The organism is Enterobacter cloacae complex sp. 677-3DZ2D5B, from assembly GCF_004136695.1.
In the GTDB taxonomy this organism is placed as follows: Bacteria; Pseudomonadota; Gammaproteobacteria; order Enterobacterales; family Enterobacteriaceae; genus Enterobacter; species Enterobacter hormaechei_C.
On the sequence record NZ_QFLS01000020.1, the window covers coordinates 1 to 16084 of the forward strand.

Genomic DNA, 16084 nt, shown 5'->3' on the forward strand with positions numbered 1-16084 from the left:
CATGATCGGGGAAGACCCATGCATATACAGTATAAAGAATCAGTTTTATTCTTCAACACACTGTTTATTATGTTGTAACTACTCCCTACCTTCAGGTTCATGGTTCATTTTGTTAACGGTCTGTTGCTTCACAGCTTTGCTGATAGTCGCCCGGCTACAACCCAGCACTTTTTGAATCTGGCTCCAGGAGCTGCCGCTCGCAATCAGCCTGTTTATGGCGTCATAGCGAGACTGATTAACCTGGCGGCCTTTATACTTCCCTTCCCTTTTCGCCCTGGCGATCCCCTGCTGCTGCCGTTCCCGGCGCTGTTCATAGTCTCGCCTGGCGACGGCGGCCAGCATATCCAGCAACATATCGTTTATGGCCGAAAACATTCGGCTGTCAAAATCATTGTGACCCGATGCGAGCCAGGTTGTCGGAACGTTGACGGCCACAACCCGGATATCTTTCTGCCGGATCATTTTCTTCAGTGTGTTCCAGTCCTCCCCTACCAGGCGTGAAAGCCTGTCCACATCCTCTACCAGCAAGATATCGTTTTGCTGACAATCTTTCAGGAGCCGGAACAACTCAGGGCGTTCAAGCTTAGAACCTGATTCATTTTCAATGTAGTAGTTACAGATGCTCAGGCCGCGCTCGATGGCGAAGGTATTTATCGTGTCCAGGGCGCGTGTTGCATCCTGTTCAGTCGTGGATGCGCGTAAGTAAGCTCTGACAAAGCCTTTCGGTACTGTTTGAGTCATTATAGGGAACCAGTTCATTTTGAGTTAACCAGACACACCCATACAGTACCCATTTCAGTTGGTTCAGGGAAGGCACACTCAAAAAGAACCAGCAAACAGACCCCAGCCCTATAGTGACAACGTCACACTAAAAATTTACAACATAAAGATGATGTAAAGACACACCAAGATTTACACCATAAAGCGCACATAAAGACACAGCAACATTTACCATGTAAAGACACCATAAAGATAAATATATCTTTATTTGTGCTTTACATGGTAAAGCCATTGCATTATAAAGACACTGTAAAGACAAAAGTATCTTTACGAAAAACACACCATGTAAAGACATTCATATCTTTACATGAGCTTTACAACATAAAGAGAGGGATTCTGAAATGGGTAAAATCTTGCTTGTCGTATCAGATAAAGGTGGGGTAGGCAAAAGCACCTACGTGGCTAACACAGGCTCAATGCTGGTCAACAAAGGTAAGTCGGTAATTATCCTGAAGACAGATAAAAACCACGATCTGTTGAGCTGGAACGAAAAGCGGACAGATAACGGCTTACTCACTATCCCGGTTCACGCAGCTTACGGAAACGTCAGCAACGAAATTAAGCGCCTTAGTAAGCTGTGTGAAGTTCTCATTGTCGATTGCCCCGGCCACGACAGCCAGGAGTTCCGTAGCGCCCTGACAGTATCAGATATCGTGGTGACACTGGTTAAGCCGTCCTCTGATTTCGAAAGCGAAACACTGACCAGTGTTACAGAGAAAATCCGCACCGCTCAGAAAGCTAACGCAGCTCTGGAACCGTGGGTGCTGTTCACCAGAATCAACTCAGCGAAACCCCGCCACAGAAAAGCGGCCATTGATCTGGATAAATTACTGCGTTCGGACAACATCTGGATTCAACCTCTGAAAACCCGGATATCCGAGCTGGATGTGTATGAAAGCGCCTGTAATGAAGGGGCAGGGGTACATGACGTTAGCCGGGCATCGAGCCTTTCAACAGCGAAAGCACAGATTGAACTTGTGGCACAGGAAATTGGCATTTTATAGAAATATCAACAATATTCATCGAAATCTTTACATTGTAAATACACCATAAAGATACTATGATATTTACAATTAATGCATACCGTACAAGGGGAAATTTTCATGGCTTTAAAACTAAACCGCCCGAACATCGATGAATCTCAGCAACCAGCAACAAACGCAGAAACCGCGCGTTTTATCTCCGGCGCTACCAGAGCGCCTGTAGCGGGTAAACCAAAGTTGATGAACTTCAGACTGCCAGCGTACTTTGAGGAGATCCTGGAAGCGGAGGCGCAGAGAACAGGCCAGAGCAAGACAACCGTTCTAAAGGCAGCGCTGGCCGCATTCGATAACCTGGACGAGAACCTGAAAAACCACTGGCTGCTTGAATCTGCAAAATTAGGGTAGCGTTATGGCTAAGAAAAAGAGATATGTTGTGATGGTTAGAGATAAACCAAATACAGCGGCAATCAGCGATTATTAGCCTGGTTAGTATGGTTCGCTAACAGGCATAATAAGGCCGTTGCCTATGACTGCGGAGAATGGATTGTCGAACCATCACATTGGTTAAGAATTGGAAATCCAAAATAGAAAGAAACCTAAGGAAAGAAAAATGTTCATATTCAGATATATTAAAACTCTTATTAATATCTACTTGTTATACATCCAACCGATATTGGGGATGTTCCTTATAGGTATAGGCTTATGGGGGTTCTATGCACCTGATGAGGGAACTTGTACTAATCTCAATATTGAGTTATGCGCTGTATCAGCTATTGATGTTCTGAAGCCTGCTATTTTTGTATTTTTAGGCATTATTACCGTTGCCGGATGGTACTTTACCGAACTTCAGCCGAAGCTAAGGGGGGAGGGCAAGTATATGAAGGTAAAAACAGGTGTAAAACCGGAAGATTTCGTTAAGTAAAAACCGAGCCTAAAGACGTTAACCGTGGGGGATTTATGAATAAATCATGGCTTGAACAACAGGTGCAAAATGAAAAATTAAAAAAAGTACAGGAAGAGAAAAAAGATGGCACTATCCAAAAAGGATTGTACAGGGTTCGTATAAAAGACAAATACAGGTGGGATTTGTGGGAAAATGATTTCAGAGTTGTTATTGCTTATTCGAAAGATGATGCAGAGCTAAAATTTACAGAAATGACAGGTTTTAATGAGCATTACTATATAGAAAGCATTGAAAAAATAGTGCTTTCAGATATAGAAAAAATCTTACTGGAAAACTGAAAAGATAGTTATCCAGAGGTTTAGTTAAATAATGGCGTCAGTTTTTCAACCAGTAGCAGATCGCTTAAACCGTCTAAAGAAACAACTTCTATACCAGAATCAACAAGTGAATCAACTCCACATACTTCACCGAAGCCGATAACCATAATCGGCTTTCGGTCTATCAAATCAAAAATCACCAAAGGCAATATTACACTGTTAATCGCTTCAAACTCCTGAAAAAACATTTCAGAGCCGTATTCGCTGGCAGGAAAAAGAATCTCACTTAATCTCAAACCATAAAAAATATGGTAGTGTTCTTTAAGGTTATCCTTTAAAATATTAACAGCCTTAGAATATTTTTCGTTAATAAACTCTTTAACCTGATATTTCATAACTCTCTCCAACAAGAACCGACTGTAGGTCACCGGGCAAACGTTGCGGAATGGCGTCAGAGACGTCATTTTGCGGCGTTTGCCCTATCCTGCATCGCAGTGAAAAGAACTCGCCTCGTGCGCTATGATTAACCGATGATAAAAGGCTGAAAGAAGCACTGCAAGCCGACTGGATAACATTGTTGCTTCACGGCTGATCATCATTGGTTGCCTCAGTGCTAGTGTGCTTTGCATCAGGAACCAGAAGACGATACCACGGCATTTTTTTGTTAAGCAGCTCCATCAGGGGAGTGGCAAACAAACTCAATCCCCACAGCGTTACGATTACTGGAATCGTGAAATTTTGCGGCGTCCAGAACTGGCGCTCAAGGTGGAACCATGTAACAACACAGAGCATTCCACCAATCCAGAAAATAGCTTTACTGAAAGCCCCCAGGACTGCCAGAGAAATAACAGAGACTAAATGCAGTGCGCCAGCCGTAGCAAGACGTAGATAAAACCAGAACCATTTAGCGTGCCGGATAACCGGGTTACCGTTCGTTTCTCGCAATCGTTTTTTACGTTCCCGGATGATTTCTTTTTTCAGCTTACTTCGTTCGGCTCCCTGCGGAAACTCATATATTTTAGCCATGTTTTGCCTCACTTATTCTTTTTTGGTGGAACGACTTTGTCAAACTCCTCTAAAAATGCCATATCATCTTCCGAAAAGGATGAGGATTTTTCATTTATACTAAACTCAAATCTAAGCATGTGAGCCATTCTCCCTTTTTTCCCAACAACAGAGAAAGATAACTGATTTATTTCCGTTTTCTCAATTATCTCATTAATGCTTTTATTGATAACATCACGAACAAAAAATGAGTATTTAGGATACTTATATTTCTTCTCCCCTTCCTCAATAGTATAAAGTCCCATTTCCTCTTTTAAATCATCCACGGATATATCAAAAGATTTTTTTGAACTATTCTGACTGTAATATTTCCTAATGACTTGATAAAGGTTTGTTGAGTTTACACTGTTCAACAACACAACTGATTTCAATACCTGAGTGGTATATCTATTTTCAGAACCAATCAACTTAGAAAAATATCGCTTAGCTGTATTTGTGAATTTTATCCGTACAGTTGCAAGATGATCGTAATAGGCACAGAATTCTGTTAAGTTTAAATCCAAGCGATCAGGTATTTTATTCTTAGATGATAGTATCCCAAGTTCATCAGCCAAATTTTTTAAATCATCTCTGTTTAAAACTAACGTAGTTGAAGAAAGAACTTTAGCTCCCTCTTTCAGAGCTGCATAAGAGGCATATTTATCTAAAGAAGTAGCTTTTGAAAAAAAGTCAGCATCAACCTCCAAAATATCATCATCTAACATTTCCTTTGTATCAATCTGGCAAAGAGCCAGAAAAAGCACTCTTTTTGCTGAAAGGGAAAGGGATGCAAGAGTTACCCCAACTTCATTTCTATGTCTAACTTTCGTTAATCCCGTTACTGTCTTCACGATAAGCCTCATATAACCTTTCCTATGTAGGCAAATCATAACCCCACAAAGGTTGTAATTCAAGACAACAATACAACCTTTAATTAAAAAACCTCTCACCTTTAGATATGAAGATCTGAGGATCTTCATATCTAAAGATAGCAACAACCGCATGTTTCACTTGATGTTCAGTCAAACTGTGGAAACCGTTAAAAATCTTCTCACCTTACGTGAAAAATCCTCTCATCTTTAGTGAAAAATCTAACTACCTTAACTTAAAAATCTTCTCACCTTACGTGAAAAATCCTCTCACCTTACGTGAAAAATCCTCTCACCTTTAGCAATTTTTTTCCATAATTTTCAGGTAATTGAAGCGAGCTAAGTTTTTAAGTTTTTAAGATCAAGAAGAAAATATAAGGCTTTTAATGCACAGCGTCTGTGGATAACTCAGCATAAATCCAGAGGATAGATCCGTCTGGCCTCCCTGAGCACTGCACCACCAAAAATTGAGCAAATATTAACCTTAGCGCGTAAGTGCTCTATTGAAACCCCGTGGAAATTCCGCTTCCTCGCTCACTCGCGGGCTTCGCCCTGTCGTTCGGCTGCGGCGAGCGGTGTAATCTCTCTAAAAGATCCAGACGGGATCCTTTTCCGATCCAATTCTTAAATGCTCTCAAAAGCCCTCAGAGGCGTTTTAACCGCTTTAACCCGGTCATGGTTCAACGGAGCGGGTAAAATGCGCTTAGAACGTCATACAGCTCGTTTTTAACCTGATCCCTAATCAGGGGGTATAACAGAGGCGGCCAAAAAATCCGGCCTTGCTCGTCAGAGTATCTACCGCGCATTATCCCCGAACGGAAACCCGACCATCACAACACTTGCACAGCTTGCAGCAGTAGCCGGGTTACAGTTCACTCTCAGTAAGCCCAACCACTAACCTTTCAGACAAGCCCCTCATACCGGGGGGATTATTTCTTACGCCAGCAAAATTTCACGACCGGCGAGGATGGCCAAGTGTTTTTTGCTGGCAATTTTCGTGCAGCAGCTGGCGCCCGGATTCATTTTTTGCTGTCAGGCATCAATCGGTTTCAGCAACCCGCCCCGTAATTCGCTGCTAACGCATCTCATAACGCGCAGATACAGCGCCCCGCGCCAGTGTTTCACACTGACCCGGCGTACCGTTCGCAAGCTCACGCGCTAACTGCGACAGGCTAAACATCGTCTGATAGTCAGAAATTGGCCTGGCAGGGGTGAGGGGGGTTATCGCTCTCATTCGGGCTTGTTGGTTCGCCAGTCCTGGCGAACGTCTCCGGCGCGATGTTACGACAGCGCATTATGTAACTACAGTTCGCGCCTCTTTCGGAAATCCCTTCATGCGCGGTAAAGCAATATACATCTTTATGTAATCTTTACAATGTAAAGCATTAAAAATGATTCCATAACCATCATTTGATGGTATAATGAATTTGTTGGTTGGGAATGGTTCCCTGCCAGATTCCAGAAGCCCACACGGGCGGGAGCGAAAAATGAATATTCAGGAAGCATTAAACGTTTTTGGTTTATCCGGTGATCTGACTGAAAAGGACATCAAGGCGGCATACAAAAAAGCGGCTTTAAAATATCATCCAGACCGCAATCCATTGGGTGCCGAGCTGATGAAAGCAGTAAATGCTGCGTTTGATTTTCTCATGGCTAACATTGATAAAATCAATCAGTTTCAAAGCACTGATGAAAACGCACGTTACAACTACGGTGAAGATCTGGAAAAAGTTCTGAATACGCTTTCCGGCCTTACAGGGATTGTCTATGAAGTTATTGGTAATTGGGTCTGGATTAGCGGAGAAACTAAAGAACACAAAGACATTTTAAAGGAAATGGGCTGTAAGTGGGCATCTAAGAAAAAACAATGGTTTTACCGTCCTGAAGAACACAAAAGCCGCTGGAACCGTAAAGAACACAGCATTGAAGAAATTCGTGAAATGTATGGTACAGCGGGTAAACGTAAGGCGTCAGGCTGGACACGTGTAGAAGCAAGCGCATAACCGGAATGGGGGCGAAAGCCCCCTAGAACATGGCAAAGATTGATTCGGAGACACGTTGATGAAAAACAAGACCATAACGGAAGCGGAGCTGATAAACATTTTTGAAAGTTACGGAGCCTACATTTGCCCGGATGAGATCGAAGTTACAGCCAAAGAATGCAATGAAAATGGTTCAGTCTTGCACCGTGGCTTAAACGCAGAAGGATGGGCGCATCTTTTTGCGAAGGAAGAAGCATATCAGCAGGAATGCGAAGCCCAGGAAGCTGCAAGTGATGATGGACACTTTGATGAATAGTCTTAAAACTGCCGTAATTCGATTTACGGCTTTTTTATTGAGTTCAAAAGGCTGAATCGATGAAAGAACAGAAAAATTTCTTTGAACGGTATAAACCGGTGTTTGAAATCGTTTGTCGAATCCTGGGGAACGGCTGGCGTGTAAATCTGCTCGATGATTGCCAGTACAGGATTAAGCTAACCTCACCTGATTTTAAAAATTACTCTATACATATTCGAATGGAGAAAGGAAGGTTAGTTATCATTGGAAGCGTAGATAGTCGCAGCTGGAGAAGTCCTTACCATACTTGCACAGTATCGCCAGAGCGTAACCCTGTAGAAATCGCCGCCGATATTGAAAAGAAAATCCTGTCGGATGCTTTAGATAATGTAGATATGGCGCGAGAGTATGAACAACAGTTACAGCAAAAACGCGAGAAAAAACTGATCCTGAAAGGAATGCTATCTCGTTTAGTGCATCTTGAAAGCTGGCATGGGACATTGACCGGGTTTAAAGTTGAGAATGGGTTAGATGGTAACGTATCAGAACGGGGCGACGGATATGAAATGGTAATTCGTGGCCTGAGTGTAGATCAGCTCATAAAGGTAGCGGGGTTTATTAAACAGCTATGAGGCAAAAAATGAATGAAGTCCTGAGCGACAGGAAAAACAAAGGTAATGTAACATACAGGATTGTTGTGTCTGAAGATGCAACACGTTTGTTTATTGAACTTGAAAAACTGATGAAGGTACGCTCTAAAGAAGCGGATAAAAAAACAACTAAAAAGATTGTTTTCCAAAAATCATTTTATTACGAAGAATTCTCGAACGTTAAAGATGAAATTGATGATCCAATTTTATTGAAATTCTATACAGATACTATTGTGAAGGTACAAAATCATGAGTTTTAAGCCAACACCTGAAGAGGTGAAACAAGCACGTATTAAAGCTGGCTTTACGCAGCAGGAAGCCGCTGAACGGTTTGGTTTTACGTTATCAGCCTGGCAAGCCAAAGAAACATCCGGTAAAACGTCTCGTGGTTTAGCCGCTGGTACGTATGAATTACTTTTGCTCCTGGCTGATGAACATCCAGATTACCAGCTCGTTAAGAGAGAAAAAAATCAGGATAAAGTGACTAAATAAATTGCATTACCATCATATGATGGTATAATTTATTTGTAGGTCGGGAATAGTTCCTTACCATGATCCAGTAGCCCAAACGGGCGGGAGACTAAAATGAACACGTATGTTATCACTTTCCAGGCTTTAAACACTAAGAAAGAAAAAATCACCTGCTCTGCTTTTGTCCATTCAGAAACTCTCTTCCTTGCCGTTCATTCTTTCGAAGATAAAAATCGCGGTCGTGGTTATGTTATCACGTCTGTTAGTGAATTGTTGTCCGAGGAACTGACGGCGAAAAATTCCCTCAAGAAAAATATTAACTTTTGGTTTAATGAGTGTGGTTTAAGTAAATCTGAGGTTATAAACGAAGTAATTAACTGGAAGAATTTCGCATATACCCTTAAAGAACTGGAGGAAGCCAAAAATGAAGCGATAAGAGAACTGCGGAGTTAATCAATTAGGGGTGGTATCAGGTTGTGGAGGCAACCTGATACCGTGACACTCAATTCCCTCGCGAGGAATATAAAATGTCGGAACGCATGTTATCAGCAATACAGACTGTTGAAAAGGGTGGGCGTCCGGTTTTTCCCTTGATGCCATTCTCTGCTTTTCCTGAGTACATGGCATTACTCAGAAAAGCCCTGGAAAAGAAAGAAACAAAAGCACTGATAGAAAAACAGGAGGTGCTATGAAAAAACAGGAGTTTTTAGATTTTATCAGTGCAGAACAGAGGCGGGGAGCTGTCCGGTTTTCGCTGGGATTTAACAGCAAAGGGGAAATTGTATTGCACTGGACTAACGAGGCCGGGTTAAGAGTCTGGAGTATACTAAGCGGTAACAGGGGAAAAAGTCCCAGCCGGGCAAACCGGGAAAGAATGAGTAACCTCCGCCGCTGGCTCCATGATGCCCGGCAGGGCATGGAAGGCGACACACCAGAGGCAGAATAAAATTCCCGTTCCTGAATCGCCGAAGCCCTCCCGTTTACGGGAGGTGCTTTTTTTGTATATTCCGTAAAACAGCGCTCGCGCCCCCTGCCAGGCCATTCGCGTAGCGAATTTATTTCCGCCCAAGTTAGCCGCGAATCCGTTGTCTCCGGTCGCAGACGCACCAGATCACAGCCACGATAGCCTTTCATTTTTTGCATTTCGATGGACGCTGAAGCACAATTTATGTGTGGAGGTAGTTCACTGCGATGCAGGATAGGGCAAACGCCGCAAAATGACGTCTCTGACGCCATTCCGCAACGTTTGCCCGGTGACCTACAGTCGGTTCTTGTTGGAGAGTTTTATGAAAAAAGTTCAATTCAGGATTGAAGAAAGCCAACATGATGATCTACTTGATTGTCTTAAAACACTTTATCCAGATGAACCGGGTTTAACCGTGGCAAAAGGAATGAAGCTGCTTGCCAATGCTTTACTGAAAAGCAAGGTTAAAAATGAAGATGTTAATGTGTCAAAAGACAATGATGATTTTATCAAAACCACAATGTATTTGACAGGGAAACAAAGAACTTTAATAGAGAAAGCGGCTCATCGTCATGGCTGGAATTTATCCAGAGAATGTCGTTATCGAATCCAGACGACACTTGAAAATGAACTTGATTTTTTCGATCAGGAACTTCTGGTGATGAATCGTTGCCGTAATGCAATAGATAAAATAGGGCGAAACTTTCATTATATTATCGTTAATGATAATGCCAGAGTACTTGATAAAGATGGGTTCTATCAGGACGCTGAGCGGTTGAGTTCAGAGATAATGAGTCTCAAAAGTGAGTTTGAAAACTACATTATGTTATGCAAAGGGCGAACTGTTTCTAACAAGGTTGAGGTGTAATCATGGGCGTTTATGTTGACAAGGAATTCAGGGTTAAGCGTAAGTCCTCTGAAGCTGGCCGCAAGTCTGCTTTCGCCCATAAAGTTAAAAATGGTGGTAAAAACTATCAACGCAACGTTCAGGAACGTATCAACCGCAAGGGTGCCAGTAAGGAGGTTGTTGTCAAAATCTCAGGAGGTGCGATTACCCGGCAGGGAGTTCGAAACAGTATTGACTATATGAGCCGGGAGTCAGAGCTGCCAGTGATGAGTGAAAGCGGTCAGGTATGGAAAGGTGATGAGATTCAGGAGGCTAAAGAGCACATGATAGATCGTGCTAATGACCCTCAAAATGTTTTCGATGATAAAGGTAAGGAAAATAAAAAAGTAACCCAAAATATTGTGTTTTCACCGCCTGTATCAGCAAAGGTAAAACCTGAAGATCTGCTTGAGTCTGTCAGGAAAACGATGAACAAGAAGTACCCAAATCATCGTTTTGTGCTTGGCTATCATAACGACAAAAAAGAACATCCACACGTGCATGTCGTTTTTCGTATTCGTGATAATGACGGTAAACGAGCTGATATCAGGAAAAAAGATTTACGGGAAATTCGTACAGGTTTTTGTGAAGAGCTGAAGATGAAGGGCTATGACGTTAAAGCCACTCATAAGCAGCAGCATGGACTTAACCAGTCTATTAAAGATGCGCACAAAACAGCGCCAAAACGACAGAAGGGCGTTTATGAGGTTGTTGATGTTGGCTACGACCATTATCAGAACGATAAAACCAAACCAAAGCAGCATTTCATAAAGCTTAAGACACTGAACAAGGGCGTGGAGAAAACATATTGGGGGGCTGATTTTGGTGAGTTAACCACTCGCGAGAACGTTAAGAAAGGTGATCTTGTTAAGCTGAAGAAGTTAGGACAAAAGGAGGTGAAAATCCCTGCACTTGATAAGAACGGTGTACAGCATGGCTGGAAGACTGCACACAGGAATGAGTGGCAGCTAGAGAACCTGGGGGTTAAGGGCATAGACAGAATCTCTTCATCCAGTAAAGAGCTGGTGCTGAACAGCGCGGAGATGATTAAGAAACAGCAACTCCAGATGAGAAATTTCTCGCAAATAAAACAGTCGATGATTCAAAGCGAACAGAAAGTGAAAATCGGAATTCGTTTAGGATAATTCATACTCTCCGGTAACTTATTGATTAAGATCGATTTATTTATCTTGTTAGCAGAGTTTTTGTAAAAAGTAACTAGCGGTAAAAAATTTAGTTAACTTGACTATAAAATAAGCGCATGGTGATCAATCGATCTGCTTTTTTGTTATCAAATAGCATATGTATCTAGATATAAATAAAATACAAGCACAAACAAAATGAAATGTGTCGTAAATGCGATCTAAAGATCTGCTTGTGTGGTTGAACGCAGCACATGTAGCTGATAAAGTTTTTATGAGATGTAAATTTGTCCTTTTGTTTTTTTTCTCTGATTCGGGGTCATCCGAGTCGAGAGAGCGCCTGAAAGGAAAAACTATGGAATGGTATGTTTTGCAATTCACCACTACGAGATTTGCAGCAGTTTTTGCTCATCTCGAACGCCTGAACTTCTCTTACTTCTGTCCTATGGAGACTGAAAGGTATCGTCGCCCGGATAAGATAATTTCATATCGAGAAAGACGTTTGCCGCTTTTTCCCGGTTATCTTTTTATCCAGGCAGATTTTGAAGAGGTTCATTCCACTACAATAACTGCTATCCCTTACGTACAACGCTTTATCTCATTTGGCGGTGAGCCTTTACCTGTACCAGAAGATGTGATGGCGGAGCTTTTGTACAGACAATCACATACAACAGCTCAGGCAAATCTTTTAAGGAAATCAATTCCACACGATTTTGCTGAAATTCTACTCATGGATAATCCGCAGCAAAGAAGTATGGCTTTCATCCACTACATCACAGAGAGAAGCTTAACCCACAAAATGAAACGGAAGAAAAATGACTGCTACCCGAAAAAAAACCGCAACGAGACGCAAGCCCCAACGTAATACACTCTACCTGCCCTCAGCTTCTCGTGAGGAACTGGATAAAATTGCTCTGGAGATTGGCTATCGCAGGGGGCGACGTATTTCAAGCTCTGGTGTTGTCCAGTACCTCATAAAAAAATATTCCAGCCAGGCTATTGAGGAGCTGATAAACGAAGACGATGAAGACGATGACGACTTCGATGACTAACCATTCAGTCTAAACTTTCCGCGCTGTTCTGGCCGGGAGAAAATCATGTTATCTACTACTGCTTTTGCGGCGCTTGCTTTGCAATGCGCGGCCAGCGTTCATCCCGATACTGCGCATGAAGTTGCAAGGGTTGAATCTGGTTTTAACCCATATGCTATTGCCGAGATAATACCGAAGGTTGAACGTAAGCCCGGTGACAAAGGCGTAGTGTCCTACTTTCCCAAAACTAAGGAGGCTGCACTCCAGATCGTAAATCAAATTGAATCACGAAATCATCGTTACTCAGTCGGTCTTATGCAAATAACGAGTACGAATTTTGCAAACTTCAATACAACCGCTGAGAAAATGTTTGACCCCTGCGAAAATCTCAAGGTTTCAGAGCAAATTTTGGTGGATTGTTATAAACGTGGTGGCGATATTTTACGTGGCCTGAGTTGCTATTATTCCGGCAATCCAGAAACAGGAACTAAACCTGAATCAGATTTTAATAACACCAGTTATATACAGCGCATAGGGTTTAATCCGCCTGATAACAAAAAAAACTGGGTGGTTCCTTCAGTTAAAGATGCAATCAGAAAGGAGAATGTAACACAGAGTATCAAACCTAAAGAAGTTACCGTATATCCCCAATATGCCATGCGTGGCACTGTTTTAGATGAAAAGGAAACAAACGATGTTAAAACTCAATAAACGTTATTTAACTCTTTCTGTATTTATGGCTGCATTGATGCTTTGTGTAGCAGAACCCGCCTTTGCTGATGATGTATCCACTAAAACAACTGGCTTCTTGCAGAAGATTATCGATTTTCTGACGGATATCCGTAAGCCAGCAATCACCATCATTGCGCTGGTAATTGGTTATATCGCTATCTTCTCACGCCAGCATGCAGCGTGGATTACGCCTTTAATTATCGGGATTATCATCTTTATTGTTGCGCCATATCTGCCTGACTGGTTAGCGTAATATGTAATAAAAGGGGGCGTAAAAATGAGTACCGTTTTTAAAGGGCTGACACGCCCCGCTTTGATTAGGGGGCTGGGCGTTCCGCTCTACCCCTTTCTTGGAATGTGCGTTATCTGCGTTTTGCTTGGTGTCTGGATTCATGAGGCTATGTATGCCCTCATCCTCCCTGGCTGGTATGCCATCAAGCGAGTTACGAAGATAGATGAACGCTTTTTTGACCTGCTTTATCTGCGAATGCAAATCAAAGGTAATCCTCTGGCAAACAAGCGCTTCAATGCCGTCCATTATGCGGGGAGTTCGTACGACGCAGTCGATATATCGAAAGTGGACAATTTTATGAAGCTTAAAGACCAGTCTTCTCTTGAAGAGTTAATCCCGTATTCATCACACATCACTGATAACCTCATTGTTACCAGAAACCATGATCTACTGGCGACCTGGCAGATTGACGGAGCTTATTTTGAATGTGTAGATGAAGCGGATCTAGCCTTGCTTACTGACCAGCTCAATACGCTGATACGTAGTTTTGATGGGAAACCCGTTACCTTTTATACGCATCGTATTCGGGTTAGAAAAGAAGTGCGACCTGTATTTGACAGCAAGATCCCATTCGTCAACAGAGTGATGAACGATTATTACGAATCGCTTTCGGCGGCTGAGTATTTTGAAAACAAATTATACTTAACCGTATGCTATAAACCGTTCAGCGCTGAAGATAAAGTGACGCATTTTCTTTCAAGGAAAAAGGGTAATAAAAATATCTTCGAAGAACCCATTAATGATATGAATGAAATATGTGGCAGATTGAGCACCTATCTCTCCCGGTTTCATTCCCGTCGTCTTGGGTTATATGAAGAAAATAATATAGTTTATTCAGAACAGCTTACGCTGTTCCAGAAACTGCTATCCGGGCGCTGGCAGAAAGTCAGAGTCACCAATAGTCCGTTTTATACATACCTGGGTGGTAAAGACCTGTTCTTTGGTAACGATGCTGGACAAATCACTGCCTCTGACCATGCCCGGTACTTTCGTTGCATCGAGATCAAGGACTACTTTCAGGAAACGGATGCCGGAATTTTTGATGCACTGATGTATCTCCCGGTTGAGTATGTACAGACTTCCTCTTTAACTCCGATAGACAAGCAGTCTGCAATCAAGGCGCTGGATGATCAGATCGACAAACTCGAAATGACCGATGATGCCGCTAAATCCTTGCTCGCTGATTTGAAAGTTGGTCTCGATATGGTCTCCAGCGGCTATATTTCTTTCGGGAAAAGTCACCAGACACTGATTGTTTACGCAGATTCGCCGGAGCGTCTGGTGAAGGACACCAATATTGTAACGACGACCCTGGAGGATTTAGGGCTGATCGTAACCTATTCAACCTTGAGTCTTGGCGCAGCGTATTTTGCTCAGTTACCTGGTAACTACACGTTACGGCCACGCCTGAGTTCTATCAGCAGTCTGAACTTTGCCGAAATGGAAAGCTTCCATAATTTCTTTACGGGCAAGGAGAAAGGAAATACCTGGGGTAACAACCTTATCACCCTGGGCGGCTCAGGAAATGATATTTATAACCTGAACTATCACATGACTACCGAGCATCAAAATTACTTCGGTAAAAACCCCACGCTGGGGCATACCGAAATTCTTGGTACGTCAAACGTGGGTAAAACGGTAGTGATGATGACTAAGGCTTTCGCCGCCCAGCAGTTCGGAACGCCGGAGTCTTTTCCACCTGAGAGGAAATTAAAGAAGTTAACTACAGTATTTTTCGACAAAGATCGGGCAGCGGAACCCGGTATACGTTCAATGGGAGGTGCTTACTTTCGGGTGAAAGAAGGAGAGCCGACTGGCTGGAACCCTGCGGCTTTGCCACCAACCAAACGAAATATTTCCTTTATGAAAGACCTGGTGAGGCTACTTTGTACGCTTAACAGTGAGCCGCTTGATGATTACCAGAACCGCCTGATTTCTGATGCCGTTGAGCGCCTGATGCAGAGGTCAAACCGCTCTTATCCGATCAGTAAGTTGCGACCACTCATTCTGGAGCCTGATGATACTGAAACCCGGCGGCATGGGCTTAAAGCACGCCTGAATGCCTGGGTGCAGGGAGGGGAATTTGGCTGGGTGTTTGATAACCCGGACGATACGTTTGATGTGGACAACCTGGACGTTTTCGGTATAGACGGAACGGAGTTTCTGGATAACAAAGTACTTTCCAGCGCCGCTTCATTCTATCTCATCTACCGTGTCACCATGCTGGCTGATGGCCGCCGACTCCTTATCTACATGGATGAGTTCTGGCAATGGATTAACAACGAAGCGTTCAGAGATTTTGTTTATAACAAACTCAAAACCGCGCGTAAGCTGGATATGGTGCTTGTCGTAGCGACACAATCGCCGGATGAACTAATTAAATCACCTATCGCGGCTGCCGTTCGTGAGCAGTGCGCAACACATATTTATCTGGCGAACCCCAAAGCGAAACGTAGTGAGTACGTAGACGAGTTGGAAGTGAGAGAACTTTATTTTGACAAAATTAAAGCCATTGACCCGTTATCTCGTCAGTTCCTGGTCGTCAAAAACCCACAGAGGAAGGGGGAAAGTGATGATTTTGCGGCTTTCGCAAGACTGGATTTGGGAAAAGCGGCGTATTACCTACCGGTTCTCAGCGCATCGAAACCCCAGCTTGAACTGTTCGATGAAATCTGGAAAGAGGGTATGAAGCCGGAAGAGTGGCTTGATACCTATCTGGAACGTGCAAACCTGATTTAAGGA

General features: G+C 42.9%; 22 protein-coding genes and 1 pseudogene. 19 read left to right on the forward strand and 4 right to left on the reverse strand.

Annotated elements, in window-relative coordinates; genetic code table 11:
• Positions 1 to 78: 78 nt before the first annotated feature.
• A complete protein-coding gene (locus DD597_RS22590; protein ID WP_001549893.1) occupies positions 79 to 741 on the reverse strand; it encodes a recombinase family protein in 663 nt (220 codons plus the stop codon).
• A gap of 380 nt (positions 742 to 1121) precedes the next feature.
• Between DD597_RS22590 and DD597_RS22595 the strand changes: the two genes are divergently transcribed.
• From DD597_RS22595 to DD597_RS22610, 4 genes are all read left to right on the forward strand, one after another.
• Positions 1122 to 1784 (forward strand): division plane positioning ATPase MipZ, encoded by a 663-nt coding sequence (locus DD597_RS22595; protein WP_000516402.1) that lies wholly within the window; start codon positions 1122 to 1124, stop codon positions 1782 to 1784.
• Positions 1785 to 1883: 99 nt separating this feature from the next.
• Positions 1884 to 2168 carry a hypothetical protein gene (locus DD597_RS22600; RefSeq protein WP_001185481.1) on the forward strand — a complete coding sequence of 95 codons (285 nt, stop codon included), beginning with the start codon at positions 1884 to 1886 and terminating at the stop codon, positions 2166 to 2168.
• A 205-nt stretch (positions 2169 to 2373) separates the two neighbouring features.
• The gene (locus DD597_RS22605; protein ID WP_000469598.1) at positions 2374 to 2685 is read left to right on the forward strand and encodes a hypothetical protein; all 312 of its coding nucleotides are present in this window, start codon (positions 2374 to 2376) and stop codon (positions 2683 to 2685) included.
• Positions 2686 to 2720: 35 nt separating this feature from the next.
• On the forward strand, positions 2721 to 3005 hold the full coding sequence (locus DD597_RS22610) for a hypothetical protein (protein WP_001043731.1): 285 nt from the start codon (positions 2721 to 2723) through the stop codon (positions 3003 to 3005).
• Positions 3006 to 3025: 20 nt separating this feature from the next.
• On the opposite strand, the gene ddp1 (DD597_RS22615) is transcribed toward DD597_RS22610, so the two are convergent.
• The 3 genes from ddp1 (DD597_RS22615) to DD597_RS22625 all read right to left on the reverse strand — a co-directional run bounded on the left by ddp1 (DD597_RS22615) (position 3026) and on the right by DD597_RS22625 (position 5032).
• Positions 3026 to 3379, reverse strand: coding sequence for a DNA distortion polypeptide 3 (gene ddp1, locus DD597_RS22615; protein WP_000877224.1), 354 nt, complete (start codon positions 3377 to 3379; stop codon positions 3026 to 3028).
• Positions 3380 to 3566: 187 nt separating this feature from the next.
• The gene (locus tag DD597_RS22620) at positions 3567 to 4010 is read right to left on the reverse strand and encodes a hypothetical protein (protein WP_001074369.1); all 444 of its coding nucleotides are present in this window, start codon (positions 4008 to 4010) and stop codon (positions 3567 to 3569) included.
• Between the two features lie 8 nt (positions 4011 to 4018).
• A complete protein-coding gene (locus DD597_RS22625; protein WP_001348704.1) occupies positions 4019 to 5032 on the reverse strand; it encodes a replication initiation protein in 1014 nt (337 codons plus the stop codon).
• A gap of 610 nt (positions 5033 to 5642) precedes the next feature.
• On the opposite strand from DD597_RS22625, the pseudogene DD597_RS22630 reads away from it, so the two are divergent.
• The 15 genes and pseudogenes from DD597_RS22630 to DD597_RS22705 form a co-directional block, all read left to right on the forward strand.
• A pseudogene (locus DD597_RS22630) lies at positions 5643 to 5795 on the forward strand (DNA-binding protein); the annotation flags it as partial.
• Positions 5796 to 6384: 589 nt separating this feature from the next.
• Positions 6385 to 6900, forward strand: coding sequence for a DnaJ domain-containing protein (locus tag DD597_RS22635; RefSeq protein WP_001025390.1), 516 nt, complete (start codon positions 6385 to 6387; stop codon positions 6898 to 6900).
• Between the two features lie 58 nt (positions 6901 to 6958).
• Positions 6959 to 7195: a hypothetical protein gene (locus tag DD597_RS22640; RefSeq protein WP_000792381.1), complete on the forward strand. Its 237-nt coding sequence runs from the start codon at positions 6959 to 6961 to the stop codon at positions 7193 to 7195.
• 59 nt (positions 7196 to 7254) lie between these two features.
• Complete coding sequence (locus DD597_RS22645) at positions 7255 to 7806, forward strand: hypothetical protein (protein ID WP_000662998.1); 552 nt, start codon at positions 7255 to 7257, stop codon at positions 7804 to 7806.
• Between the two features lie 8 nt (positions 7807 to 7814).
• Positions 7815 to 8084, forward strand: coding sequence for a hypothetical protein (locus DD597_RS22650; RefSeq protein ID WP_001006717.1), 270 nt, complete (start codon positions 7815 to 7817; stop codon positions 8082 to 8084).
• Positions 8074 to 8316: a hypothetical protein gene (locus tag DD597_RS22655; protein WP_000008707.1), complete on the forward strand. Its 243-nt coding sequence runs from the start codon at positions 8074 to 8076 to the stop codon at positions 8314 to 8316. Before DD597_RS22650 ends, DD597_RS22655 begins: the two co-directional genes overlap by 11 nt.
• Before the next feature lie 93 nt (positions 8317 to 8409).
• Positions 8410 to 8748: a hypothetical protein gene (locus tag DD597_RS22660; protein ID WP_001099725.1), complete on the forward strand. Its 339-nt coding sequence runs from the start codon at positions 8410 to 8412 to the stop codon at positions 8746 to 8748.
• A gap of 74 nt (positions 8749 to 8822) precedes the next feature.
• Positions 8823 to 8987, forward strand: a complete 165-nt coding sequence (locus tag DD597_RS24905) for a hypothetical protein (protein ID WP_000004083.1) — start codon at positions 8823 to 8825, stop codon at positions 8985 to 8987.
• Positions 8984 to 9241 (forward strand): hypothetical protein, encoded by a 258-nt coding sequence (locus DD597_RS22665; protein WP_004199355.1) that lies wholly within the window; start codon positions 8984 to 8986, stop codon positions 9239 to 9241. Before DD597_RS24905 ends, DD597_RS22665 begins: the two co-directional genes overlap by 4 nt.
• Before the next feature lie 340 nt (positions 9242 to 9581).
• Positions 9582 to 10127: a DNA distortion polypeptide 1 gene (gene ddp1 / locus DD597_RS22675; RefSeq protein WP_001348698.1), complete on the forward strand. Its 546-nt coding sequence runs from the start codon at positions 9582 to 9584 to the stop codon at positions 10125 to 10127.
• A 2-nt stretch (positions 10128 to 10129) separates the two neighbouring features.
• Entirely contained in the window at positions 10130 to 11290 is a 1161-nt protein-coding gene (mobP1, locus tag DD597_RS22680) for a MobP1 family relaxase (protein WP_004199101.1), read from the forward strand.
• Positions 11291 to 11642: 352 nt separating this feature from the next.
• A complete protein-coding gene (locus tag DD597_RS22685; RefSeq protein WP_000455437.1) occupies positions 11643 to 12152 on the forward strand; it encodes a transcription termination/antitermination NusG family protein in 510 nt (169 codons plus the stop codon).
• A gap of 232 nt (positions 12153 to 12384) precedes the next feature.
• The gene (locus DD597_RS22695) at positions 12385 to 13029 is read left to right on the forward strand and encodes a lytic transglycosylase domain-containing protein (RefSeq protein WP_000953538.1); all 645 of its coding nucleotides are present in this window, start codon (positions 12385 to 12387) and stop codon (positions 13027 to 13029) included.
• Entirely contained in the window at positions 13013 to 13303 is a 291-nt protein-coding gene (locus DD597_RS22700; protein ID WP_000916156.1) for a TrbC/VirB2 family protein, read from the forward strand. The genes DD597_RS22695 and DD597_RS22700 overlap by 17 nt, the downstream gene beginning before the upstream one ends.
• Before the next feature lie 24 nt (positions 13304 to 13327).
• The gene (locus DD597_RS22705; protein ID WP_015060057.1) at positions 13328 to 16081 is read left to right on the forward strand and encodes a VirB3 family type IV secretion system protein; all 2754 of its coding nucleotides are present in this window, start codon (positions 13328 to 13330) and stop codon (positions 16079 to 16081) included.
• Positions 16082 to 16084 lie beyond the last annotated feature (3 nt).